Raw genomic sequence first — 24700 nt, 5'->3', positions numbered from 1 at the left:
TTGGTCACCCCGAATTCATATCGAAGGAGATTATCATGGACGAATCCGTTTTCACCCTGTTGCTGAAAACTGCGCAGGGACTGACGCTGTTCGGTACTTTGCGGTTCAGCATCGACTTCACCCAGCCAGTCGATCCGGCCCAGGCCGCTAATGCCGCCAAGCCCGGTACCGGTGACGTGGCCAGCCTGTTTTCGCAAGTGCAGCAGCAGGCCACGTTCGATCTGTTCGCCTACCGGATCGATGGCTCGGTCACCATTCCATTCGTGACCGGCTTGCGGCCGGTGCCGATCACCGGCCTGGCGCTGTTCACTTTCCTGGGCCCACCGGCAACCTTCATCACCAGCAGTACCGATCCGACCCGCAACCTGTTCTTCCAGTGGAACCAGCTAACCAACGACAATATCGCCGGCGGCCTGGTGTGGCGCCCTGGCGAGCCCGGTGAGTTGATCTTCAGCGCGCTGGGAACGCAGCTGTCTGCTTGATCCATAATGGCAGGGCAAAAAAAGGCGCGCATCCAGTCGGAGCGCGCCTTTTTCGTATCAGTAGTATTCCGGCACGATGATTTCCGCAGGCACCGGGCGGCGCACGTAGTCGTCATGGTATTCGCGCTCGGGCAGGGTGATTTCCGGGTGCGGCACTTCCACGTAAGGCATTTGCGACAGCAGATGGTGGATGCAGTTGAGGCGGGCCTTTTTCTTGTCCACGCCTTGCACTACCCACCATGGCGCTTCCGGAATGTGGGTGCGCTCCAGCATGATTTCCTTGGCCTTCGTATATTCTTCCCAGCGGCGGCGCGATTCCAGGTCCATCGGGCTCAGTTTCCACTGCTTGAGCGGATCGTGGATACGGCCAAGGAAACGCGCATTCTGCTCTTCGTCCGAGATCGAGAACCAGTACTTGATGACCTGGATGCCCGAGCGCGCCAGCATGCGCTCGAATTCCGGCACGTCCTGGAAGAATTCCTCGTACTGCTCGTCGCTGCAAAAACCCATCACGCGTTCGACGCCGGCACGGTTGTACCAGCTGCGGTCGAACAGCACGATCTCGCCGGCAGCGGGCAAGTGCGACACATAGCGCTGGAAATACCACTGCGTGCGTTCGCGGTTGTTGGGGGCGGGCAGGGCAGCGACGCGGCACACGCGCGGATTGAGGCGCTGGACGATGCGCTTGATCACGCCACCCTTGCCGGCGGCGTCGCGGCCTTCGAAAATGATCACGACCTTGTGGCCGGTATGCACGACCCAGTCCTGCAGCTTGACCAGTTCGGCCTGCAGGCGGAACAGCTCGCGGAAATAGAGGCGGCGCTCTTCCTTGGCCGACTCGGTGCGCTCGTACTCGATGACCTTGCGGGTGACCGGGTCGATTTCGCGGTCTTCGAGTTCCATTTCCAGTTCTTCGTCGTAGCCGTCCATCAGCTCGAAATGCACTCGCTCGAGTAATTGTTCCTGGTTCAGATTCACGCAACACTCCTCAGTTTGGACTTTCAATAATGTATCTGCCAAATATGACGCGCCGATGACGCCATAAAAAAGGGCCGCTTGCGCGACCCTTCTCACTGAAGTAACTATATATATTTATCAGTTACGAATATCGAGGCGACGATTCAGGCTCAGTGCCGCCAGCGAAGCAACCGCGCCCGACAGCAGGTACAGGCCGGCATAAGCGAGACCAAAGTGGGTCGATACGCCCAATGCCACCAGCGGTGCAAACGCGGCACCGACGAGCCATGCCAGATCCGAGGTCAGCGCCGCGCCGGTGTAGCGGAAGCGTTGTTCGAAGTTGGCGGTCACGGCGCCCGAAGCCTGGCCGTACGACAAACCCAGCAGCGCAAAGCCCAGCAGGATGAAGATGTTCTGGCCACTTTCGCCGGCGTCGAGCAGGAACGGCACGGCCACGCTGAAGATGGCAATCAGGGTCGCCAGCGTACCGAGGGTGCGGCGACGGCCGTAACGGTCAGCAACAATACCGGAAATGATGATGCCGATGGTCATCAGCACCACGCCCAGCAACTGCACGCCAAGCACGCCGGTGAGCGAACGCGATTCGTTAATGGCCACCCACGACAGCGGGAACACCGTTACCAGGTGGAACAGCGCGTACGATGCCAGGGCTGCGAGCGCGCCGATGACGATGTTGCGGCCTTGCTTGCTCACCAGTTCGACAGCACTTACCGGTTCCAGTTGACGGTCATCGAGCAGGTTCGAGTACTCGGTGGTGGTTACCAGGCGCAGGCGGGCGAACAAGGCCACGACGTTAATCGCGAAGGCCACATAGAACGGATAGCGCCAGCCCCAGTCGAGGAAGTCGGCCGACGACAGCGCTGCCATCAGGTAGGCGAACAGACCGGCGGCAATCGCAAAGCCCAGTGGCGCGCCGAGCTGGCCCAGCATCGCGTACCAGCCGCGCTTGTTTTCGGGTGCGTTCAGCGCCAGCAGCGATGGCAGACCGTCCCACGAGCCGCCCTGGGCGATACCCTGGCCGATGCGGAACAGTGCCAGCAGCAAGATGGCGGTGGTGCCCAGCGACTCGAAGCTTGGCAGGAAAGCAATACCTGCGGTGGACACACCCATCACCATCAGCGCCAGGGTGAGCTTGGTCTCTCGCTTGAAATGGTGTTGAACTGCCATAAACGCCACAGTCCCGACCGGGCGGGCGATAAACGCTAGCGAGAAAATCGCGAAAGCGTATAGTGTTCCGTCAAGCCGGCTGTAGTTCGGAAAGAATACGGACGGGAACACCAGTGCCGAAGCAATGGCATACACGAAGAAGTCGAAATACTCGGATGCGCGGCCGATCACCACGCCGATTGCTATCTCACCTGGAGAAATATGCCCATCCCTGGCATTGATGTTGCGGGCGCCCTGGCTGGTTTGGGGTTGTTCGTGGACGCCAGCTTGGACGCCATTCAGTGTAGTCGTGTTGGCCATGGTCTCGTCTCTTTGTGAGTTAATAGTTATCACGCGCGTCCATGGCCGGTAGGACAAAGTGTCCAATAGCATGAAGCACCCGTGATTGGTACAGTAGCATGTTATCCATCATTAGTAACGAAAATTACCGCATGATTCCTCCTCTCGTCCGCCGTGGACTGTTCCTCGCACCGTTGTTGTGGCTAGCTGGCTGCAACACGGTGGTGCTGAACCCGTCCGGAGATATCGCTGCACAGCAAGCTGATCTGGTTGTCATTTCAACCTTGCTGATGTTGTTGATCATCGTACCTGTTATGTTTTTGATCTGTCTGTTCGCTTGGCGCTATAGGAAGTCAAATACTTCCGCCAAATACGAACCGAACTGGGACCACTCGACCAAGCTCGAGCTGCTGATCTGGGGCGCACCGCTCCTGATCATCATCGTGCTGGGCGCGATCACCTGGATTTACACCCACTTGCTCGATCCGTATCGTCCGCTGTCGCGCATCGACCATGAGCGTCCGCTGGCCGCCCACGTCAAGCCGATGGAAATCCAGGTCGTGGCACTGGACTGGAAGTGGATGTTCATCTACCCGGAACAGGGTATTGCCACCGTGAACGAGCTGTACACCCCGATCGACGTGCCGGTCCGCTTCAAGCTGACGTCGTCGACCGTGATGAACGCGTTCTACATCCCGGCAATGGCCGGCATGATCTACACCATGCCTTCGATGCAGACGGAACTGAACGCAGTGATGAACAAGGTGGGCGTGTACGACGGCTTCTCGGCCAACTACAGCGGCGCCGGCTTCTCGCAGATGCGCTTCAAGTACCACGGCGTGACGCAAGCCGACTTCGACGCCTGGGTCGCCAAGACCAAGGCCTCCGGTGGTGGCGAGCTCAACCGCGCTGAATTCATTGCCCTGGACAAGCCGACCATCAAGCACCCGATCATGCACTTCGCCTCCGTGGAGCAGGGCCTGTTCGACCGCGTCGTCAACCGTTGCGTGGTCGATGGCACCGTGTGCATGAACGAGCAGATGCATAGCGATTCCAAGCGCGTCAAAGCCGCTGCCGTCGCCAAGCAACTGGAAGCAGAAGTTTGCGAAACCGACGTTGCTACCGCTGCGGTTGCCGCACCAACTATCCGTAAAGAATGACCATGTCTGATACCAACCTGAATACATCAACTTCGTTGATCATGGGTAAGTTGTCGTGGGCGGCCATCCCGCTCCACGAGCCTATTCTGATCGGCACCTTCGCGGGCGTGGCGCTGGGCGGCATACTGTTCCTGGCCCTCATGTTCAAATTCCAACTGTGGGGTACCCTGTGGCGCAACTGGATTACCAGTATCGACCACAAACGCATCGGCATCATGTACATGGTGCTCGGTATCATCATGCTGCTGCGCGGCTTTGCCGACGCCATCATGATGCGTGCGCAACAGGCCATGGCCTTTGGCGACAATCCCGGCTTCCTGCCACCGCACCACTTCGACCAGGTGTTTACCGCCCACGGCACGATCATGATTTTCTTCGTGGCCATGCCCCTGGTAACCGGCCTGATGAACTACGTGGTGCCGCTGCAAATCGGCGCGCGCGACGTGGCATTCCCTTTTCTGAACAACTTCTCGTTCTGGATGACCACCTTCGGCGCGATGCTGACCATGGCGTCGCTGTTCATCGGTGAATTCGCCAAGACCGGCTGGCTGGCGTTCCCGCCACTGTCGGGCGTGCTGGCAAGTCCTGATGTGGGGGTCGATTACTATATCTGGTCATTACAGGTGGCCGGGGTGGGTACCACACTGTCCGGCGTCAACCTGATCGCGACCATCGTCAAGATGCGCGCGCCAGGCATGGACCTGATGAAAATGCCGGTGTTCACCTGGACCTCGCTGTGCACCAATGCACTGATCGTTGCGTCGTTCCCGATCCTGACCGTGACCCTGGCGCTGCTGTCGCTCGACCGTACCGTCGGCACCAACTTCTTCACGAACGAACTCGGCGGTAACCCGATGTTGTACGTGAACCTGATCTGGATCTGGGGCCACCCAGAGGTGTACATCCTGATCCTGCCGGTATTCGGCGTGTTCTCGGAAATCGTTTCGACCTTCTCGGGCAAGCGCCTGTTCGGTTACACCTCGATGGTGTACGCCACCGTCGTGATCACCATCCTGTCGTACCTGGTATGGCTGCACCACTTCTTCACCATGGGTTCGGGCGCCAGCGTCAACTCGTTCTTCGGTATCACCACGATGATTATCTCGATCCCGACGGGCGCGAAGATCTTCAACTGGCTGTTCACGATGTACAAGGGCCGCATCCGCTTTGAAGTCCCCATGCTGTGGACCATCGGCTTCATGCTGACCTTCGTCATCGGTGGTATGACCGGCGTGATGCTGGCTGTTCCGCCAGCCGACTTCGTGCTGCACAACTCGCTGTTCCTGATCGCCCACTTCCACAACGTAATTATCGGCGGCGTGGTGTTCGGTCTGTTCGCAGGTATCAACTTCTGGTTCCCGAAAGCGTTCGGCTACAAGCTCGACGAGTTCTGGGGCAAGGTATCGTTCTGGTGCTGGCTGGTCGGTTTCTGGGTGGCGTTCACGCCGCTGTACGTGATGGGCTTCATGGGCGTTACCCGCCGCATGAACCACTTCGACGATCCTTCGCTGCAAAAATGGTTCATCATCGCTGCCATCGGCGCCTTGATCATCGCAGCCGGTATCGGCGCCTTCCTGATCCAGCTGTATGTCAGCTTCATGAACCGCGAAAAACTGCGCGACGTGACCGGCGACCCATGGGGCGGCCGTACCCTGGAGTGGGCGACCTCGTCGCCACCGCCAGACTACAACTTCGCGTTCACGCCAGTCGTGCACGACAGCGACAGCTGGGCTGATATGAAAGAAAACAACTATCAGCGTCCGAAGAGCGGTTTCGTTGCCATCCACATGCCGAAGAACACGGAGATGGGCTTCATCATCGCCGCCATCAGCTTCGTGCTTGGCTTCGCCCTGATCTGGCACATGTGGCTGTTGGCCGGCCTGAGCTTCGTGGCCATGATGGTTGCGATCGTCGCCCACACGTTCAACTACAAGCGCGACTACTACATCCCTGCGGAAGAAGTAGTTCGTACCGAAGAAGCCCATACTCGTCTGCTGGAACGTCATGTCTGAAATTACCGCTAACGGCGCCGCGAGCGCCGACCCAAGCGCGCGTTACTGGACGCGCGACCACCACCCGGAGAACAGCACCTTGCTGGGCTTCTGGTTGTACCTGATGAGCGACTGCCTGCTGTTCGCCGGCCTGTTCGCTACCTACGCCGTGCTGGGCCGCAACTATGCTGGCGGCCCGACCGGCGCCGAGCTGTTCGAACTGGGCACGATCGCGCTGAACACCGCGTTCCTGCTGCTGTCGTCGATCACGTACGGCTTCGCCATGATCGCCGCCCAGCGCCGCAAGGTCGGCGCGGTGATCGGCTGGCTGATCGTGACCGGCCTGTTCGGCCTGGCCTTCCTGTTCCTGGAAATCGAAGAGTTCATGCACCTGATACACCTGGGTGCCGGTCCGCAGCGCAGCGCGTTCCTGAGCTCGTTCTTCGCACTGGTCGGTACCCACGGCCTGCACGTGACGTTCGGTATCATCTGGCTGGTCACCCTGATCTTCCAGGTGAAAAAGCACGGCCTGACCGTTGAGAACCGCCGTCGCCTGATGTGCCTGTCGATGTTCTGGCACTTCCTGGACGTGATCTGGATCGGTGTGTTTACCTTTGTTTACCTGATGGGAGTTCTGCCTTGAGCGCGCCAATTAATCACGGTGGTCACGACCACCACGGCCACGACGACCATGGTCATCACGAGCAGGACGATGGCAACCATGGCACGATGAAGGAATACGCGATCGGCTTCGTGCTGTCCGTGATCCTGACCGCGATTCCGTTCTGGCTGGTGATGGCCAAGGTGTTCGACAAGTCGAGCACCACCGCCTTCGTCATCCTCGGCTTCGCCGCCGTCCAGGTGGTCGTTCACATGATCTACTTCCTGCACATGAACGGCAAGAACGAAGGCGGCTGGACCCTGCTGTCCACGCTGTTTACCCTGATCCTGTTGATCATCGTGATGGCCGGTTCGATCTGGGTCATGTACCACATGAACATCAACATGATGCCTTCGATGGGTGACGACGTGCACAACATGCATGAGATGAAATGACGGGCGGCGCTGAACAGCGCCAGCGTTCCCGCACCCTGCGCATCAGCCTGGCCATTTTGGCCGGGTTGATGTTTGCAGGGTTTTTTGCTTTGGGAACCTGGCAAGTCTATCGACTGCAATGGAAGCTGGCCCTGATCGAACGGGTGGACCAGCGCGTGCACGCACCGGCCATCGACGCACCCACCGTGGCCCAGTGGCCGCTGGTCAGCGCCGAGACCGACGAGTATCGCCACGTGCGCATCACCGGCACGTACCTGCCTGGCGCCGACACCTTGACCCTGGCCTCGCTCGACCGCGGCATCGGTTACTGGGTGCTGACGCCGCTGTGCACGGCCGACGGCGGCATCGTCATGGTCAACCGCGGTTTCGTGCCGGCTGGCGCGGGCGGCTGGCGCGCGCAACCGGCGCCACCGAAAGTGCGAGCCGATGCCTGCGGTACGCTGGCCGAGTCGTCGCCGGCGCCAAGCACGGTATCGGGCCTGCTGCGCCTGAGCGAGATCGCCAGTTCGCTGCGCAAGAACGAACCGGCGCGCAATTACTGGTACACGCGCGACACCAGGGCGATTGCCGAGGCGCGCGGCTTGCCGGCCGTGGCGCCATACTTCATCGACGCCGACGCGGCCTCCGCTGCGGCCGCCAATTTGCCCGTGCCGGGAGAAACCGCCGTGCCGGTAGGCGGCCTGACGGTGGTATCGTTCGTCAACAACCACCTGGTGTATGCGCTGACCTGGTATGGTTTGGCGCTGATGGTGGTGGCCGCTGCCGTGTGGGTGGTGCGCGATGCCCGCCGCAGTAAACAAGAAGGCGTGAATGGCGAAAGCTAACAAGAACCCGTTCGACCATGGCAGCCGGCCGACGCCGGTGATCGAGCCGCTGGCAGCCGCCAACTCGATCACCCACGCGGCCGGCCACAAGAACATGCAGCAGCTGATCCAGCTGCGCTGGATCGCCGTGGTCGGCCAGGTGGCAACGATCGCGATTGCCTCGATGCTGCTCGACGTGCAGTTGCCGATGCCGGCCATGCTCAATGTGCTGGCCTGCCTGATTGCTTTTAATATTGCCAGCACCTTGCGCTGGCAGGAAAACCAGGTGGTGTCCAACAGCGAGCTGCTGCTGGCGTTGACGGTCGACGTGGCCAGCCTGACGGCGCAGCTGTACCTGTCCGGCGGCGCCACCAATCCGTTCGTGTTCCTGTACCTGCTGCACGTAATTTTAGGCGCGGTGCTGCTGGAAACCTGGTCCACCTGGACCATTGCCGGCGTTACCGGTTTCTGCATCGCCGGCCTGGCGCTGTTCTCGGAGCCGCTGCGCCTGCCGCTGGACCAGGAGCGCGGCATCATGAGCCTGTACGTGCAGGGCATGCTGCTGTGCTTCATCATCGACGCCGCGCTGCTGGTGGTGTTCGTCAACCGCATCATGCGCAATATGCGCACCACGGCCAGCAAGCTGGCCGACCTGCGCCAGCGCGCGGCCGAAGAAGAACATATCGTACGCATGGGCTTGCTCGCATCGGGCGCGGCGCACGAACTTGGTACGCCGCTGGCCACGCTGGCCGTCATCCTCGGCGACTGGAAGCATATGCCCGAGTTCAAGGGCAACCCGGAACTGCTCGAAGAGATCGGCGAAATGCAGACCCAGCTCCAGCGCTGCAAGACCATCGTCAGCGGCATCCTGCTGTCGGCCGGCGAGACGCGCGGCGAATCGTCGGAAGCAACCACGCTCGACGATTTCCTGTACGACGTGACAGCCGAATGGCGCATCGGCCGGCCGGTGCAGCAATTCGAGTTCGACAACCGCGTCGAGGTGGACTTGCCGGTCGTGGCCGACTCGACCGTCAAGCAGATGATCAGCAACCTGCTCGACAACGCACTGGAAGCGTCGCCGCGCTGGCTGCGGCTCGACGCGGTGATCGAGGCAAATGCGCTGGTACTGACGGTGACCGACGCCGGCCCCGGTTTTGCCGAGGCGATCCTGGCGCAATTCGGCAAGCCGTATAATTCAAGCAAAGGACGGCCGGGCGGTGGACTCGGACTGTTCCTGGTGGTGAACGTGGCGCGCACGCTGGGCGGCACCGTGGCCGCCAGCAATCGTGAAGAGGGCGGGGCGGTGGTGCGGGTTCACCTGCCGCTGTCGGCCATCGCCATACAACCGGAACAAGCACATGATTACTGAACCCGTCGCCGATCAACGCGTATCGGATGAACGCGTACTTCTGCTGGTCGAAGACGACGCGGCCTTTGCCCGCACCCTGGGCCGCTCGTTCGAGCGGCGCGGTTACCGGGTGTTACTTGCCGAGAACGTCGATGAAGCCAGCGCGGCCCTGATGGACAACTCACCCGGCTACGCCGTGGTGGACCTCAAACTCAAGGGCAATTCGTCGGGTCTCGCCTGCGTGCAGATGTTGCACCAGCACGACCCCGACATGCTGATCGTGGTGCTGACGGGATTCGCCAGCATCAACACGGCAGTGGAAGCGATCAAGCTGGGCGCTTGCCAGTACCTGGCCAAGCCGTCGAACACCGACGACATCGAAGCCGCGTTCGAACACGTGGCCGGCACCGCCGAAGTCGAAGTCACCAACCGCACCACATCGGTCAAAACCCTGGAGTGGGAGCACATCCATACGGTGCTGGCGGAGACCGATTTCAATATCTCCGAAGCGGCCCGCCGCCTGGGCATGCACCGCCGCACGCTGGCCCGCAAGCTGGAAAAACAGCGCGTCAAATGACCTGACCAGCTCAGGCGGCGTCGGCCCGTGCGCTTTGCATGACGATGCCCAGGGCATGGTTGAAGGCGGCCAGCAAGCCTTGCAGGTCTTCGTGCTGGGCGCGCAGGCGGTCTTCCAGCGCGGTGGCGGATTCATACAGTTCGGTGGCGGAGATGTTGCCGGCCGCGCCACGCACCTTGTGGACCAGATCGGCGGCGTCGAGCCAGCGGCCCGTGTCCACCGCTTCCCGGATCAGTCGTTGCGATGGTTCGAAGTCCTTGGCGAACGTCGCCAGCAGGCGTTTGAGCAGGGCTGCGTTGCCGCCCAGGCGCTCCAGGGCGGCTGTCATGTCGATGCCGGGCATCGATGGCGCCGGCGGCGCGGGTGCTTGCAGTGCCTGCGATGCCTGCAAGGTTTGTGCGATGGCAGGCACCGGCGTTGGCGCGGGCGGCAGCGCGTGTGTCAACAGCGCCGGTGCCGTCACTGCCGCCGCGCTGGCAGGGTCGGGCGCAACCCAGGCTGCCAGCACCGTGTACAGCGTTTCCGGGTTGATCGGCTTGGTCACGTAGTCGTTCATGTCCATGTTCAGGCAGCGCTCGCGGTAGCCGGCCACCGCGTGCGCGGTCATGGCGATGATCGGCAGGCTGGCGTGGCGGTCGTCGGCGCGGATCAGGGCAGTGGCCTGGTAGCCGTCCATGTCGGGCATCTGGATGTCCATCAGCACGGCGTCGTACTTGCGGTCGCTGAGCATGCGCAAGGCTTCGTCGCCGCTCAACGCCAGGTCCGACCGCACGCCCGCGCGCTGCAAAATTTCGCTGGCCACCTGCAGGTTGATGTTGTTGTCGTCCACCACCAGCACATGCGCACCACGGATGCGCTGCACCGCGAACGAGGGCGGCGGCGCCAGTTTTACCGTGCCCTGGCCAACTTCGAGTCCCAGCGCCATCAGCACCGCGCTGCGCAGCAAGTACGGGTTGACGGGTTTGTCGATGAAGGGCGTGGTGCGCAGCAGTTCGGCGCCCTGGAAGCGATGCTCGCGGGCATAGGCGCTCACCATCAGCACCGGCGGCACGGCCGCCAGTTCGCCGTCTTCGGCAATCCGTTGCAGGGTTTCGATGCCGTCGATGTCGGGCATCTCGGCGTCGATCAACAGCATGTCGTAGTCGTTCAGCTGCATCGCCGCCACCGCTGCGGCGCCCGACGCCACCGCCGCCGGCTTGAGGCCCCATGCCGTCAGCTGCGCCTTGAGCTTGTGCCGCACGGAGTTGTTGTCGTCCACGATCAGCACGCGCTTGCCCAGCGCCGCCTCGGGCACCGGCGCCTGGCGCTGGCCCTGGGTTGCCGCCACCTGCATCTGCACCGTGAAACTGAAGCTGCTGCCCACGTTCGGTTCGCTGTCAACCGTGATCACGCCGCCCATCTTGCGCACCAGCTGCTGCGAGATCGCCAGTCCGAGCCCGGTGCCGCCGTACAGGCGCGTGGTGCTGGCGTCGGCCTGCGAGAAAGCCTGGAACAGGCGCGCCTGCTGCTCGGGGCTGATCCCGAGGCCGCTGTCCTCGACCGCGAAGCACAGCGCCACCATGCCGGGCGGTACCGGCTGTTCGGCCACCGGCGCGGCCAGTTGCACCCGCACTTCGATCTGGCCGCTGGCAGTGAATTTCAGGGCGTTGCCCACCAGGTTGACCAGGATCTGCGAGAGCCGCAGCGGGTCGCCCAGCAGGTTCGACGGCACCTCGGGCGTGGCCCAGATTACCAGTTCCAGTCCCCGTTCCGACGCCCGCCAGGAAAACAGGTCGGCCAGCTGATTGAGCGTGTCGAGCAGGTCGAACGGCAGCGCTTCCAGTTCCAGCTTGCCCGATTCGATCTTGGAAAAATCGAGCACGTCGTTGATGATCTCGAGCAGGCTCTGGCCCGCGCGGCCGATCTTGCGGAAGTAGTCGAGCGGCTGCGAGCCGATATCGAGGTGCGTGCCCAGGCCCGCAAAACCGAGGATGGCGTTCATCGGCGTACGGATCTCGTGGCTGATATTGGCCAGGAACTCGCTCTTGGCGCGGGTGGCCGCTTCGGCGTTCAGGCGCGCCCGCTCGATGGCGCGCAGCGCGCGCGCCTTCTGGTAGGCCGAGACGAACGGCTCTTTCAAGGCCTTGAGCAGGTCGATGTCGCTGTCATTGAACGAAACCTGGTACTGGAAGTTTTCGAAGATCAGGTAACCCTCGACCTGGCCGTCGATCACCACCCGCACCGACAGCAGCGCATGCACGTCGCCGGGCAGCGCGTGGTCATGGTGAATCTTGAAGATGTCCGGCGCGATCTCGCAGCCCGCCGGCGCGTAGCGCGCCTCGGCCTGGCGCAGGTCGATGCGGTAGGCGTCGTCGGCAACGTCGATGCGGCCCCACGCGGCGCGCAGGCCCAGCATGTCGCTGCCATCCTCGCGCACCAGCGCCAGCGCCGAATCGACGCCGTGGACGGCGGTCGATTCCTGCAAGATGGTGTGCAGCAGCGCGTCGAAATCGAGCTGCTCGTTGATCGAGCGGACGATGGCGTTGAGCTTTTCCAGGTGCTGGGTGCGTGAATACACGAGCGCCTGCAAATCTTCGCCCTTGAGCTGCAACTGGCGCAGGCGCCAGCGCACCATGGCCCAGGCCAGCAGACAGCACGCCAGGCCGTAGGCCAGCCATGCCCACCAGGTCTGGTGCCACGGCGGCAGCACCTTGACCTGCATCGCCAGTTCTTCCGTGGTCCACGCGCCTTCGCGGTTGCTGCCGCGCATGCGCAGCACGTAATCGCCGGCCGGCAGGTGGGTATAGCTGGCGATGCGGCGGCTGGCATCGACCTCGATCCAGGTGCGGTCGAAGCCTTCGAGCATGTAGGCATAGCGGTTGCGCTGCGGCGCCGAGTAGTCGAGCGCCGCCAGTTCCACGTCGAAGCCCTGGCTGTCGGCGCGCAGGCTGATGGCCGGCCCGCCGTCGCCATTGAGCTGGGCGGCGGTGAGCTGTCGCTGGTCGATGCGCACCGCGCTGATCACCACCGGCGGCCGGTGGTTCCAGTCGGCCAGCTGATCGGGATAGATCACCGCCATGCCGGTGGTGGCGCCAAAGATCAGGTCGCGGTCGGTGGTGACCGCGCTGGCGCCCAGGTAAAAGGTGCGGAACGCCAGGCCGTCGGCGCGCGTGATGGCGTGGGCCTTGAAGGTGTTGGCGTCGATGACGACGATGCTGTCGCCGGTGGCGGCCCAGATGCGGCCGGCCGGATCGGCTTGCAGGCTCATGATGGTGCTGGTAGCCATGCCGGGCAGGCCTGCTGTCGGCGCCATCCGCTCGAACACCGGTTTGCCGCGCGCATCGCGGCCCGTCATCACGCAGATGCCGCCGCCCTGGGTGCCAATCCACAGCCGGCCCCGGGCGTCGAAGACCAGTGCGTTCAGCACTGCTGCCGGCAGTTCCGTCGAGATGTTGGGCGTGGCCATGATCTGCTCCACTGCGCCGGTCTCGGGATCGAGCCGGTTCAAGCCGTTGCCGGTGGCAATCCAGAGCGATCCATGGGCATCGATCACCATGGCGTTGATACGGTTGTCGGTCAGGCCGCCGTGCTCGGGCGCGCCTCGTACCTGGCGCCGGACGATGCCGGTGGCGCTGTCGTAGCGCAGCAAGCCGTGGAAGGTGCCCAGCCACAGCTTGCCGTCCTGCGGCAGGATGGCCTTGATGCCCGGGTACGGATTATCCTGCGGCAGCGCCACCCGCCGCACTTGGCTGCCATGTTCGCTGGTGAGGTAGAGCCCCGCCTGGGTGCCGATCCAGGCTTCGCCGGGTGTGGCCTCGGCCAGCGCCAGGATCATGCGGTTGGGCAGGGCGGCATCGGGCTGGTGCGGGTTGGGCCGCAGCAGGGCACGGCGATTGCCGCTCGGGTCCACCAGGTCGAGGCCACGGTCGCCTAGCGCGATCCAGACGTCGTTGTGGACATCGTTGAGCAGCGCGGTGATGCCGGCTTCGAGCTGGCCCTCGGCGCCGAACACCGAATCGATCGCTTCCGTGTGCGGGTCGTAGCTGTCCACGCCGCGCTCGGTGGCGACCCAGATCATGCCGCTGCGATCGCGCAGCATGGCGCCGCTGCGGTCGTGCGAGAGGCTGGCCTGGACCGCCGGCTGGTGCAGGATGCGGGTGCTGGCGCGATGGTCGGTGCGGTATTCGACAATGCCGTTGCCGTTGGTGGTGGCCCACCAGCGGCCGGGGGCGATTTCGACGATGCCCGGCACCATGTTCGCTTCGAGGTCGGACACGCCGGCGGGCTTGACCAGTATCGCGCTTTCGCCCTGCGGCCCGACCACGCCGATCCCGCTTTTCATGGTGCCGAAAGCGATTTGTCCCTGGCGGTTTTCACCGATCGCCAGCACCGCGTCCTGCCATTCGCCGAGACCGTTGACTGCCACCGGCACCTGCACGATGGTGCCGCCGGGACGCAGGCGCGCCAGGCCGCTGGCGGTGCCGATCCACAGCGTGCCGGTCCGGTCCATCATCAGCGCGCGGATATCGCTGGCGGGCAGGCCGGGGGCGTTGTCACGGGTGTAGCTGCGCACCGTGCCATCTGCCACGTTGTACAACTTGAGTGCGGTGGGCGTGCCGACCCACAGCCTGCCCTGGCTGTCGCTGGCAATCGCGTTGATGGCCCCGTGGCTCAGTTCGTCAGCGGGACGCACGAATTTTTCGGTGCGCTGGTCGAACATCGCCAGCCCGGCGTTGGCGGTGCCTACCCACAAGCGGCCGCCCGGGTCGGTGTGCAGCGCCTGGATGAAGTCGCCTGGCAGCGAACCGAGGTCGGAGGCAACGTGGACGAAGCTGCGGAAGCGGTAGCCGTTCCAGCGGGCCAGCCCGGCCTGGGTACCCACCCAGATATAGCCATCGCCATCCTGCGCCAGTGCCGTTGCGACCGGATTGGGCAGGCCCTGGTCGAGACCCAGGTGCTCGAACAGCGGGGTAGCCAGGTTGTCCCAGCGTTCCTGGCCAGCGCGCGCCGGCGTCAATCCCAGGCTCGAAGACATTGCCAGCACGAGGACGAACGCCAGCAGCCGGCGCCAGCCGGCGTGGATAACTTGCGGCACTCCGGGCTGGATATTCAACTAAGCAACGCTCCCCGTCAGGCAAATCTATTGCTAAGAGCATACGGAATACCCTGTGGAAAGTCCACGAGTACCAGCGTGAAATGCAGCTGCCCAGTACAATTGCTACCAGTCTTTACAACACATGGAATCCCGATGAAACCTGAAGTCTTGGTACTTGCCGCCAGCCCGTCCGCGTCCGTGATGGAACAACTCGACCAGCATTTCCACTGCCACCACGTGTGGCGCCAGCCGCAGGACGGGCGCGCCGCGTATATCGCATCGGTCGCAGCGGGCGTGCGCGCGGTGCTCACCACCGCCGCCATCGGCGTGGACCAGGCGCTGCTCGACCAGTTGCCCAAGCTGGAAATGGTGGCCATCAACGGCATCGGCCTCGACGCCATCCCGCTCGACCTCACCCGCGCCCGTGGCCTGGCCGTGAGCAACACCCCGGGCGTGCTGACCGACGACGTGGCCGACCACGCGCTGACCCTGTTGCTGGCCGCGGCGCGCCGCCTGCCGGCGCTGGACCGCTACGTGCGTGCAGGCGAATGGGAGGCCGGCGTGGCGCTGAAACCCACGCGCGCCCTGCGCGGCAAGACCTGCGGCGTGTTCGGGTTCGGCCGCATCGGCCAGGCGGTGGCCGCCCGCGCCGAGGCGTTCGGCATGGCCATCCAGTACTTCCAGCCGCGCGCCATCGACGGCGTGGCCACGCCACGTGCGGACTCGCTGCTGGACCTGGCGCGCGCCAGCGACTACCTGGTGGTGTGCGCACCCGGCACGCCGGCCACGCGCCACGCCATCAACGCCGAGGTGATGGCCGCGCTGGGCGCGGAAGGCACGCTGGTGAACATCTCGCGCGGCGCCCTGGTGGACGAAGCGGCGCTGGTGGATGCGCTGCGCGATGGCACGCTGGGCATGGCCGCGCTCGACGTGTTCGCCGACGAACCGCGCGTGCTGCCAGCGTTGCGTGAAGTCCACAACGCGGTGCTCACGCCGCACGTCGGCAGCCTGACCGTGGAGACCCGCCACGCCATGGGACAACTGGTGGTCGATAACCTGCTGGCACATTTCGCCGGCAACCAATTATTGACTCCAGTGAACTAATCTTGCTTTCGGCATAGGGGCGTCATCGGCGCGTCACATTCACAAGGTATGATTGCTGTCATCGTGGCAACATTGCTTACCCTGTGGAATTAATATGACCTTGCTGAAACTCCCTCAACTCAATACCGGCATGCGCGTGGTGGCGTCGTTCGCGGCGCTGCTGCTGCTGATGGCATGCATGTCGGCCGTCTCGTTGTGGCGCCTGCAATCGGCCAATGACACCACTGCCAACCTCGTGCACGACAAGCTGGCGCGCGAGCAGCTCACTTCCGAGCTGCTGGGCGCGGCCGAACTCAATGGTCTGCGGGCGATTTCCGTGGCCCGCAGCGACAGCCTGGAAGTATCGGACCTGTTCATGGCGCAGCTGGTGGCCGGCGACCGCCAGGCCGAGGCCATGGAGCGCAAGCTGGCAGCCCTGCCGGCCGAAGCGCCGGAAGCGGCGCTGCTGCAGGCCGTGGCGGCAAAAAAAGCGGCGTACATGGCGTTGCGCGCCGACCTGTTCAAGTTCAAGGACATGGGCCGCATCCAGGACGTCGAGAGCCTGCTCGACACCCGCCTGGGCGCCACCTTCAAGCAGTACACGGGCGCGCTCGACCAGTTGCTCACCTGGCAGACCCAGGAGGCGACCGCGCTGGCGGCGGCGTCCGACCAGCAGTTCCGCAACAGCCGCGTGCTGCTGGCAGCGCTCGGCGCGGCAGCGCTGGCGGCGGGCATCGTGCTGGCCTGGATGCTGACCCGCAGCGTGGTGCAGCCGCTCACGCAGGCGGTGGCGCTGGCCGAGCAGGTGGCCGCCGGTGAACTGCATGCAGTGATCAATCATGGCCGCCGCGATGAAATCGGCCAGTTGTTCGATGCATTGAGCCACATGACGGCGCGCCTGGCCGATACCGTGGGCAGGGTGCGCGACGGCGCAGTCGCCATCGACGCCGCCTCGCGCGAGATCGCCAACGGCAACCTCGACCTGTCGCGCCGCACCGAGCACCAGGCCGGTGCCCTGCAGGAAACCGCGTCGGCAATGGTGGAGCTGACCACGGCCGTGAAGCAAAACAGCAGCAACGCGCGCCAGGCCAATACCCTGGCGGTGTCGGCTTCCGGCGTGGCTGGCAAGGGCGGCCACGCGGTGCGCGACATGGTCAACACCATGGCCGGCATCAACGACGATGCCCGTAAAATTTCGGACATCACCGGCGTGATCGACGGCATCGCTTTTCAGACCAATATCCTGGCGCTGAATGCAGCGGTGGAAGCGGCGCGCGCCGGTGAACAGGGACGCGGCTTCGCGGTCGTGGCTTCCGAAGTTCGGTCGCTGGCACAGCGCTCGGCCGATGCCGCGCGCGAAATCAAGAAGCTGATCACCGCCTCGGCCGAGCGCATCGCCAGCGGTAGCGCGCAAGCCCAGGCGGCCGGCGCCACCATGGACGATATCGTCGCCAGCGTGGAGCAGGTGACCGTGATCATCGGCGCCATCAGTATTGCCAGCGGCGAGCAGGAAGCGGGTATCGAGCAGGTGGGCCGGGCGATCGGCGAAATGGATGGCGTGACCCAGCAAAACGCTGCGCTGGTGGAAGAAGCGGCAGCTGCCGCCGACGCCATGCAGGCGCAGGCGCGCGACCTGGCTGCGCTGGTTGGTTCGTTCCGCATCGACGGCGCCGCCGCCGAGGACACCACGGTCGTGGCGGCAGCAGCGAAGGCGCGGCCGGCGCTCAGGCGCTCGGCGGTGTTGTTGCCCGCCGGTCCTGCGGCAAATGGCGCCGTATAACCGCCAGCATCTGTTCGACATCGATCGGCTTGGCAATGAAGTCGTTCATGCCCGAGGCAATGCACTGCTCGCGCTCGGATTCCATCACGCCGGCGGTCATGGCCAGCACCGGCAGCGTCAAGCCGAGTTCGGTGCGGATCAGGCCGGTGGCGGTAAAGCCGTCCATCTCCGGCATCTGCACATCCATCAGCACCAGGTCGTAGTGGTGGTCGCCGCCGTTGACGCTGTCCCGTAGCGCGTCGATGGCGGCGCGGCCATTGTCCACGGCGGTGATGTGGGCGCCTGCGTATTCGAGCATGCTGCGGGCGACCAGCTGGTTGACCGGGTTGTCCTCGACCAGCAGCAGGTGCGCGCCGTCCAGGCGTATCTGCTCGGAGGCCTCTTGCGGTACCGGCGCTGCCGGAAGCGGTTCATGCGCGGCGTGGTGGTGCGGCGCTTCCTTCAGCGCCGCTTTCAGCGCTTCATGCAGGCGCGCGGCGGTCACCGGTTTTAATAGCACGCCGTCGGCGTCCTGTTCGCTTTCCACCAGCAGCAGGCGGCCCTGCTCATAGGCGTTGACCATCACGATCACCGGGCGGCCGCCCAGCCGGACGTCGTCACGCAACTGGCGCAGGATGGCGCGGCCGCACAGGCCCGGCATATTCCAGTCCAGCAGCACCGCATCGTAGTGCTGCGCCGGATCGCCAAGCAATTCGAGGGCGTGGTCCCCGCCGGCCGCCGGCGTGGACGTCCAGCCACAGGACGCCACCGTGCGTCCCAGGTAGCCGGCGCCCGGTCCCTGGTCGCCGATCAGCAGCAGGTGCAGCGCTTGCTGGTTGCCGGTGCGGGGCATGCCGGGTTCTTCTGTGTCGGCCCCGCGCTGCAACGGCACGGTCAGGACAAAATCACTGCCGGCGCCAAGGGTGCTGCGCACGTCGATGGCGCCGCCCATCAGGTCCGCCAGGCGCCGTGAAATCGTCAGGCCCAGGCCGGTGCCGCCAAAGCGGCGCGTCATCGATGCATCGGCCTGTGAAAACGGCGCGAACAACTGCGCCAGGCGTTCGGGCGCGATGCCGATGCCGGTGTCGCGCACGGTGAACCGCAGCGATACGGGCCCGCCTTGTTGCCGCTCGGCGTGCAGTGTTTCCACCAGCAGCACCACCGAACCCTGTTCGGTGAACTTGATCGCATTGCCCAGCAGGTTGACCAGGATTTGCTGCAGGCGGTGGCTGTCGCCGACCAGCTGGGCCGGCACGCCGGCATCGACGCCGATGGCCAGGTGCAGGTTTTTCTCGCCGGCGTTCACGCTCATGATGGTGGCCACCGCTTCGAGCACCTGCGCCAGTGCGAACGGAGACGGTTCGAGTTCCATGCGGCCTGCCTCGATCTTGGAAAAGTCCAGCACGTCGTTGAGGATGGCCAGCAGCGAGCTGCCCGACGACCGTATCATGCCCACGTACTGGCGCTGCGGCGGCGCCAGCGCGGTCTGGTCCAGCAGGTGGGCCATGCCCAGCACCGCGTTGAGCGGCGTGCGGATCTCGTGGCTCATGTTGGCGACGAATTCGGTCTTGGCGCGGCTGGCCGCTTCGGCCTGGTCGCGGGCCACGATCAGCGACTGCTGCGATTCGCGCAGCGCGGCCGTCATCTGGCGCGCCAGGCCGGTGGCATACAGGTGGCGCGCGGTGAGCGCGCGCACCACGCCGAAGAACAGCAGGCTGATGATCATCCCCGCCAGCAGCACGATGTGCGACTTCTGGCGGTCGATGGCGCGCTCGAAGGCCGGCAGCGAGGTAAAGCGCAAGGTCCAGCGGTGTTGCAGCAAGTCGAGCGTCTGTACGTCCTGGTAGGGGTTCGGATACTGCAGCTGGTCGGCTGCGCTGCGGTCGGGGGCGCTGGCGTACAGGCGCTGCCCGGGGGCGGTGCTGTCGCCGTCGAACACCTCGAGCCGGATATCGTGCACGCCGGTGCCCATCAGGCCTGCCATCAGGTCTGCCGCCCGGATCGGGCTGTAGGCAAAGCCCTGCAGCGCCGCCATGCGCTGCTCAGGGGTGGCATCCGGGCGCAGGCCGGCCTGGCGCCGGTACACCGGGAAGTACATCAAAAAGCCCGGCTGGCCGCCGCCTTGGGCATCCTGGATCAGCACCACGCGGTCGGTGAGGGCCGGTTGGCCGTTGCGGCCCGCATTGAGCAGGGCCACGCGGCGTACCGGCTCGGACAGCATGTCGTAGCCAAAAGCGATCACATTGCGGCCGATGAACGGTTCGAGGTAGTACACCGGCACGTACATGCCCAGGTCGGCCACGCCTTCGCGCGACCAGATGCGGAAATCGGGGTAGCCTTCGCGCGCCACCTGCGCCTCGAGCGCGGTGCGCTGGCCCTTGCGGATGAAGGCGCCGTAACCGAGGCCCATCACGCCGGGGAAATTGCGCTGCAAGTCCATGCCGGCGGCAAAGCCGCGCCATTGTTCGCGGCTCGGTTGCTGCTCGGCCTGGAACAGCGCCTGCGCCGCGCGCAAGCCCGATTCGTAGAGCGAGATGCGGCGCGTGATGCGCTCGGCGATGTCGCGGCTGTCGGCCTCGAAATGCTCGCGCGCGCGGCGCTCGGTACCCACCGTGACCAGGTGCCACACCAGCACCGTCAGCGCCACACCCAGCAGCAGCGTGGCCCATTGCACGGCGCTGTGCTGCAGCACGCCCGCTTGCAGGCGCCGGCGCTCGGCGGCGTCGGCGCTGAGCACCATGCCGATCAGGCTGCACAGCACCACGAACGTATCGAGCGCGATCAGGGCGTCGTTGAGGGTGCCGGCCACGAACGGCCCCTGGCCGTTGACGGTGGCCAGCACGGCGGCGCCGGCCGCCAGCAGGCACACGGCGCTGGCGCCGCGCAAGCCATAACGGTGCGCGGCCCAGGCCACGCAGGGCACGAACAGGTACGGCAACCAGCCCAGCGCATCGTCGCCGGTATAGCTGCGCATGAAGATGGCCGCGCCAAGCGCCGCCAGCAGCGCCAGCGACACCGCCACCTCCAGCGCCACCCGCAGCGCGCCGCGCTCGTGCCAGCCCGGGGGCGGGCGCAGCCGCCAGATCACGATGGCCGGCGCCACCAGCAATACGCCGGCGGTGTCGCCCACCCACCAGGTAAGCAGCACGGTACCGAAGGTGCCCGCCGGCGCCAGCCCGGCCGCCACCAGCGCGCTGGCGCCGATGCCGGCGCCGACCATGCTCATGACCATGGCCACGAGGGCGAATTTATAGACGTTTTGCAGTTGGCCGAGCGGTTGCGCGCCGTCGGTGTAGCGCCGCATCATCCAGGCGCCGGCCAGCGCCTCGAACGCGTTGCCGGCGCCGATCACGGTGGAGACCAGCACCAGCGTGGCCGACAGCGGCTGGCCGTTGATATAAAAAGTGACCAGGTTGGCGAGGAAGGCGCCAAGCATGATGGCCGGCCAGGCGCGATAGCCAAGCAGGATGATAGCCGCCAGGGCCATGCCCGACGGTGGCCACAGCGGCGTGGCGTTGGTGTGGGCGAAGCCCAGCTGCAGGCTAAGTCCCGCCACGATCGCGTAGCTGGCAGTGAGCAGCAGCAGGGCGCCCGCGCCCGGATGGTGGTTGCGGCCCAGGCCCTGCGGCGGCAGGGGATCGAAATCGGAATTCGCGGCTGCCGGGGCTCGGGTTGATTGAGCTGTAACGGTTGGTGGCACTGCGGGCATGGCAGCTCTCGTGGTTCGTGTCTGGAATGACTATAACGTACCGCTGCAACTGGCGCCACCATGGTGCAACTGGCGCCGCCAGGATACCGTTCGTCGCAGCGCTCCACGCAACACCTGGCCGTTCCTTACAGTGTGGTCATTCCCACCACATGGAGCACAGCATGTCTTTCCGATACCATCTCGCAGCCCTGTTCATCACCGTTGCCGCGCAGTTCGTCCATGCCGCAGACCTCCAGATTGCGGTCGAGGGCGTGGCCAGCGCCGATGGCCGGGTGATGGTGGCGTTGTTCGATTCGGCCGAGACCTTCCGCCGCAAGCCGGTGCGCGCGCTGGTGGCGCCGGCGGTCGCCGGCACCGTGCGCATCGACGTCAAGGATCTCGCCCCCGGCGACTACGCGTTTGTCGTGTACCACGACGCCAACGCCAACAATCAGCTGGACATGAACCCGGTCGGCATGCCGGTCGAGGACTTCGCTTTCAGTAACAACGCCATGGGGCAGGGCGGCGCGCCCGGCTTCGACGCCGCGCGCTTCACGCTGCCGGCCGCCGGCCTTGCCACCGCCGTCAACCTGCGCTGAGGTTCATCATGCCAGCACGCCGCCAATTTCTCTCCCGCTGCGCCGGCCTCGCCGCCCTAGGTGTCTCCGCCACCGCGCTGGCCGATACCGCTACGTACCGCAGCTTCCATGCTGCCCTCGACGGCGACGCCCGCCTGCTTCCGTACGCCGACTTCGCGGGCGAGCTGGCCGGCGATGCGACCGTGCTCGGACGCTTGCCGACAGACCTGGCAGGGGTGTTCTACCGCAACGGCCCCGGCCGGTTCGAACTGGGGGGCGAACGCTATCACCACTGGTTCGACGGTGACGGCTTTGCCCAGCGCTGGACCATCGCCGATGGCAAGGTCCACCATCGCGGGCGCTTCGTCGCCACCCAGAAATTCGAGCAGGAGACCCGCGCGGGACGCTTTCTCTACAGCGCCTTCGGTACCCGGATCGACCGCGCCCCGGTGCGCAGCAACGATACCATCAACGTCGCCAACACCAATCTGCTGCCGTTCAACGGTGGCGTGTATGCGCTGTGGGAAGGCGGTTCGGCCACCGAGCTCGATCCCGACACGCTGTCCACGCGCGGCATCAAGACCTGGCGCCCGGATCTGAAAGCGATGCCGTTTTCCGCCCATCCCAAGCATGACCCGGACGGCGGCCTGTGGAACTTCGGTAACCTGCCCGGCGCCGACCAGTTGATCATCTATCGGCTCGACGTGCGCGGCGCCGTCATCCGCACGGCCATGCTGCCGGTGCCGCAGCTGAACATGGTGCACGATTTCGTGGTCAGCGCGCGCCACCTGGTGTTCCTGGTGCCGCCGTATGCACTGGACGCCCCGGGCCGCAGCCTGGCCGAGCGGCTGCGCTGGCAGGGCGGCGAGCGGCCGCTGCGTGCGGTGGTGGTGGACAAGGCCACGCTCACCGTGCGCCAGGTGTTCGAGCTGCCGGCGCGTTCGGTCTTCCATCTTGGGAATGCGTGGGATGACGGCGACTGCATCCGGCTCGACGCCGTGCTGCACGCGGGCGATATCGTGCCGGAACCGGCGCTGCCGATGCGCGGCGACATGCGCCCGTACGAAGCCCAGCGCAGCAGCGCGGTGCAGATCACGCTTGATTTTGCCAGCGGCCAGGCGCGCGAGGCGCGGCTGTTCGGCGTCAGCGAATTTCCACGGGTGGCGCCGCAGGTAGTGTCGCGCCGCCACCGCAAGCTGCTGGTGCTCGGCGTTGGCGCGGGCAGCACGGCGCAAGCGCTCGATTCCGTCAACCTGGTCGATACCGACAGCGGCAAGGTCGATGGCTACCGCTTCGGCCCTGGCTGGCAGGTCGAGGAGCATGTGCTGGTGCCGCGCAGTGGCGCCAGGTCTGAGACGGACGGCTACGTGGTGGGCGTGGCGCAGGATACGCGGCGCGGCCAGACCGTGCTGACCGTGTTCGATGCACGCAACGTCAAGGACGGCCCGGTGGCGTTGGCGCGGCTCGCCTATCGCGCTCCGGTGTGTTTTCATGGTAACTTTCTGGCGGCATGAAAAATCCCGACATCATCGTATCCGCCCACCCGCTCGAGCTGATTCCCGGCTTGCGGCGCTGGCCGGCCTCGCGCTGGCGCAACGCGCTTTACACGGCCATCTTCAGCACCCTGATCGCAGCCGTGCTGACCGCCGCGCGCACCGCGTTTTCCGACGACGGCCCACCGGTGGTGCGCTACTTCCTGCACATGCTGCTGGTGGCCAACCTGTGCGGGCTGTTCATCCATGGCGGCATGGTGCTGCTCAACCGCTGGTTTGACAATTTGCCACGGCGCCTGCGCGGACTGCCCAGGGTGGCGCTGCACGTGGTGTTCAGCGTGGCCAGCGTGCTGGCGGCGATTGCGCTGGCCAACGTGCTGCTCAGCGGCGGCCCGGCGCTGCATTTGCTGGCGCGACCGGTGGTGCTGCTCGAATGTACCCTGATCGCGGCGGTGATCGCCGGCTTCATGGTCATGGTGCGGCGTAACGCCGAGCGGCGCATCCAGGCCGCGATGGACGAGGCGCGCCAGAAGGAGGCGGCGGCAGCCACCGCGCGCCTGCTGGCCGAAGCACGCCTGCGCGCCTTGCAGGCGCAGATCGAACCGCACTTCCTGTACAACACGCTGGCCAACGTAGTCAGCCTGATCGGCACCCGGCCGGACCAGGCGCGCTACATGCTCGAGCGCTTCATCGACTACCTGCGCGCCAGCCTCGATACCAGCCGCAGTGAATCGTCGACGCTGGGCGACGAGGCCCGCCTGCTGGCCGCTTACCTCGACGTGCTGGCCGTACGCATGGGCCCGCGCCTGCGCTATCGCATCGACGTACCTGACGAATTGCGCGCCATCGCCATCGCGCCGATGCTGCTGCAACCGGTGGTGGAAAACGCCATCGCCCACGGCCTGGAACCGCAGGTCGACGGCGGCGAGGTCACCATAGGCGCCGCCGTTGCCGATGGCCGCCTGTGCCTCACGGTTGCCGATACCGGCGCCGGGCTGTCCGGCACGCAGTCGACCAAGCCGGGCGGCGGGGTAGGGCTGGGCAACCTGCGCGAACGTCTGCGCACCCTGTACGGCGCCGAGGCCAGAGTCGAACTGCTGGAAAACCAGCCGAGTGGCGTGGTGGTACGCATCGTCCTGCCGCTGCCGTCCCGCTGAACGAGGATCACATCAACCATATCGCTA

17 protein-coding genes are annotated in these 24700 nt (G+C 65.0%); 13 read left to right on the top strand and 4 right to left on the bottom strand.

Translation table 11 applies throughout. The features are described from left to right. Positions 1–35: 35 nt before the first annotated feature. A complete protein-coding gene (locus F8197_RS05280; protein ID WP_152880520.1) occupies positions 36–482 on the top strand; it encodes a hypothetical protein in 447 nt (148 codons plus the stop codon). A gap of 57 nt (positions 483–539) precedes the next feature. Here F8197_RS05280 and ppk2 read toward each other — a convergent pair whose 3' ends face one another. Together ppk2 and F8197_RS05270 are read right to left on the bottom strand one after the other, a co-directional pair. Beyond that, complete coding sequence (gene ppk2, locus F8197_RS05275; RefSeq protein ID WP_227012120.1) at positions 540–1412, bottom strand: polyphosphate kinase 2; 873 nt, start codon at positions 1410–1412, stop codon at positions 540–542. Between the two features lie 165 nt (positions 1413–1577). Then, positions 1578–2927: an MFS transporter gene (locus F8197_RS05270; RefSeq protein ID WP_056145145.1), complete on the bottom strand. Its 1350-nt coding sequence runs from the start codon at positions 2925–2927 to the stop codon at positions 1578–1580. A gap of 131 nt (positions 2928–3058) precedes the next feature. Between F8197_RS05270 and cyoA the strand changes: the two genes are divergently transcribed. The 7 genes from cyoA to F8197_RS05235 are packed head-to-tail and all read left to right on the top strand — an operon-like array spanning position 3059 to position 9841. Further along, a complete protein-coding gene (cyoA, locus tag F8197_RS05265) occupies positions 3059–4066 on the top strand; it encodes a ubiquinol oxidase subunit II (RefSeq protein ID WP_082488895.1) in 1008 nt (335 codons plus the stop codon). Further along, positions 4063–6078, top strand: coding sequence for a cytochrome o ubiquinol oxidase subunit I (gene cyoB, locus F8197_RS05260; protein ID WP_373996795.1), 2016 nt, complete (start codon positions 4063–4065; stop codon positions 6076–6078). The genes cyoA and cyoB overlap by 4 nt, the downstream gene beginning before the upstream one ends. Beyond that, entirely contained in the window at positions 6071–6700 is a 630-nt protein-coding gene (gene cyoC / locus F8197_RS05255) for a cytochrome o ubiquinol oxidase subunit III (RefSeq protein ID WP_019921061.1), read from the top strand. The genes cyoB and cyoC overlap by 8 nt, the downstream gene beginning before the upstream one ends. Continuing rightward, positions 6697–7113, top strand: a complete 417-nt coding sequence (cyoD, locus tag F8197_RS05250; RefSeq protein WP_026637143.1) for a cytochrome o ubiquinol oxidase subunit IV — start codon at positions 6697–6699, stop codon at positions 7111–7113. The genes cyoC and cyoD overlap by 4 nt, the downstream gene beginning before the upstream one ends. Next, positions 7110–7937, top strand: coding sequence for an SURF1 family protein (locus F8197_RS05245; RefSeq protein WP_152880516.1), 828 nt, complete (start codon positions 7110–7112; stop codon positions 7935–7937). Before cyoD ends, F8197_RS05245 begins: the two co-directional genes overlap by 4 nt. After that, a complete protein-coding gene (locus F8197_RS05240; RefSeq protein WP_056145155.1) occupies positions 7924–9285 on the top strand; it encodes an ATP-binding protein in 1362 nt (453 codons plus the stop codon). The genes F8197_RS05245 and F8197_RS05240 overlap by 14 nt, the downstream gene beginning before the upstream one ends. Further along, a complete protein-coding gene (locus F8197_RS05235; RefSeq protein WP_152880514.1) occupies positions 9275–9841 on the top strand; it encodes a response regulator transcription factor in 567 nt (188 codons plus the stop codon). Before F8197_RS05240 ends, F8197_RS05235 begins: the two co-directional genes overlap by 11 nt. 10 nt (positions 9842–9851) lie before the next feature. Here F8197_RS05235 and F8197_RS05230 read toward each other — a convergent pair whose 3' ends face one another. After that, entirely contained in the window at positions 9852–14933 is a 5082-nt protein-coding gene (locus tag F8197_RS05230; RefSeq protein ID WP_227012073.1) for a response regulator, read from the bottom strand. Between the two features lie 135 nt (positions 14934–15068). Here F8197_RS05230 and F8197_RS05225 point away from each other — a divergent pair, with 135 nt between their 5' ends. Further along, positions 15069–16019, top strand: coding sequence for a 2-hydroxyacid dehydrogenase (locus F8197_RS05225; RefSeq protein WP_152880512.1), 951 nt, complete (start codon positions 15069–15071; stop codon positions 16017–16019). Between the two features lie 94 nt (positions 16020–16113). After that, complete coding sequence (locus tag F8197_RS05220) at positions 16114–17778, top strand: methyl-accepting chemotaxis protein (RefSeq protein ID WP_152880510.1); 1665 nt, start codon at positions 16114–16116, stop codon at positions 17776–17778. Here the strand turns inward: F8197_RS05220 and F8197_RS05215 are convergent. Next, positions 17723–21466 carry a CHASE domain-containing protein gene (locus F8197_RS05215; protein WP_152880508.1) on the bottom strand — a complete coding sequence of 1248 codons (3744 nt, stop codon included), beginning with the start codon at positions 21464–21466 and terminating at the stop codon, positions 17723–17725. The two genes, F8197_RS05220 and F8197_RS05215, sit on opposite strands and share 56 nt — an antisense overlap. Before the next feature lie 161 nt (positions 21467–21627). Between F8197_RS05215 and F8197_RS05210 the strand changes: the two genes are divergently transcribed. Genes F8197_RS05210 through F8197_RS05200 form a run of 3 tightly spaced genes read left to right on the top strand, consistent with a single transcriptional unit; the run spans position 21628 to position 24673 of the window. Next, positions 21628–22044 (top strand): DUF2141 domain-containing protein, encoded by a 417-nt coding sequence (locus F8197_RS05210; RefSeq protein ID WP_152880506.1) that lies wholly within the window; start codon positions 21628–21630, stop codon positions 22042–22044. Between the two features lie 8 nt (positions 22045–22052). Then, entirely contained in the window at positions 22053–23537 is a 1485-nt protein-coding gene (locus F8197_RS05205; RefSeq protein WP_152880504.1) for a carotenoid oxygenase family protein, read from the top strand. Next, the gene (locus F8197_RS05200; RefSeq protein ID WP_152880502.1) at positions 23534–24673 is read left to right on the top strand and encodes a sensor histidine kinase; all 1140 of its coding nucleotides are present in this window, start codon (positions 23534–23536) and stop codon (positions 24671–24673) included. The genes F8197_RS05205 and F8197_RS05200 overlap by 4 nt, the downstream gene beginning before the upstream one ends. The last annotated feature ends 27 nt before the right edge of the window (positions 24674–24700 follow it).

Origin of the sequence: Duganella sp. FT27W, assembly GCF_009295655.1 — a bacterium.
GTDB lineage: Bacteria > Pseudomonadota > Gammaproteobacteria > Burkholderiales > Burkholderiaceae_D > Rugamonas > Rugamonas zoogloeoides.
This window is presented reverse-complemented; position numbering and strand designations above follow the sequence as displayed.

Excerpts from the sequence above, each read along its gene's own strand:
- F8197_RS05220 (WP_152880510.1), top strand. The coding sequence starts at position 16,114 with ATGACCTTGCTGAAACTCCCTCAACTCAATACCGGCATGCGCGTGGTG.
- cyoC (WP_019921061.1), top strand. The coding sequence starts at position 6,071 with ATGTCTGAAATTACCGCTAACGGCGCCGCGAGCGCCGACCCAAGCGCG.
- cyoA (WP_082488895.1), top strand. The coding sequence starts at position 3,059 with ATGATTCCTCCTCTCGTCCGCCGTGGACTGTTCCTCGCACCGTTGTTG.
- F8197_RS05210 (WP_152880506.1), top strand. The coding sequence starts at position 21,628 with ATGTCTTTCCGATACCATCTCGCAGCCCTGTTCATCACCGTTGCCGCG.
- F8197_RS05245 (WP_152880516.1), top strand. The coding sequence starts at position 7,110 with ATGACGGGCGGCGCTGAACAGCGCCAGCGTTCCCGCACCCTGCGCATC.
- F8197_RS05200 (WP_152880502.1), top strand. The coding sequence starts at position 23,534 with ATGAAAAATCCCGACATCATCGTATCCGCCCACCCGCTCGAGCTGATT.
- ppk2 (WP_227012120.1), bottom strand. The coding sequence starts at position 1,412 with ATGGACGGCTACGACGAAGAACTGGAAATGGAACTCGAAGACCGCGAA.
- F8197_RS05205 (WP_152880504.1), top strand. The coding sequence starts at position 22,053 with ATGCCAGCACGCCGCCAATTTCTCTCCCGCTGCGCCGGCCTCGCCGCC.
- F8197_RS05240 (WP_056145155.1), top strand. The coding sequence starts at position 7,924 with ATGGCGAAAGCTAACAAGAACCCGTTCGACCATGGCAGCCGGCCGACG.
- cyoB (WP_373996795.1), top strand. The coding sequence starts at position 4,063 with ATGACCATGTCTGATACCAACCTGAATACATCAACTTCGTTGATCATG.
- F8197_RS05215 (WP_152880508.1), bottom strand. The coding sequence starts at position 21,466 with ATGCCCGCAGTGCCACCAACCGTTACAGCTCAATCAACCCGAGCCCCG.
- F8197_RS05280 (WP_152880520.1), top strand. The coding sequence starts at position 36 with ATGGACGAATCCGTTTTCACCCTGTTGCTGAAAACTGCGCAGGGACTG.
- F8197_RS05225 (WP_152880512.1), top strand. The coding sequence starts at position 15,069 with ATGAAACCTGAAGTCTTGGTACTTGCCGCCAGCCCGTCCGCGTCCGTG.
- F8197_RS05235 (WP_152880514.1), top strand. The coding sequence starts at position 9,275 with ATGATTACTGAACCCGTCGCCGATCAACGCGTATCGGATGAACGCGTA.
- F8197_RS05270 (WP_056145145.1), bottom strand. The coding sequence starts at position 2,927 with ATGGCCAACACGACTACACTGAATGGCGTCCAAGCTGGCGTCCACGAA.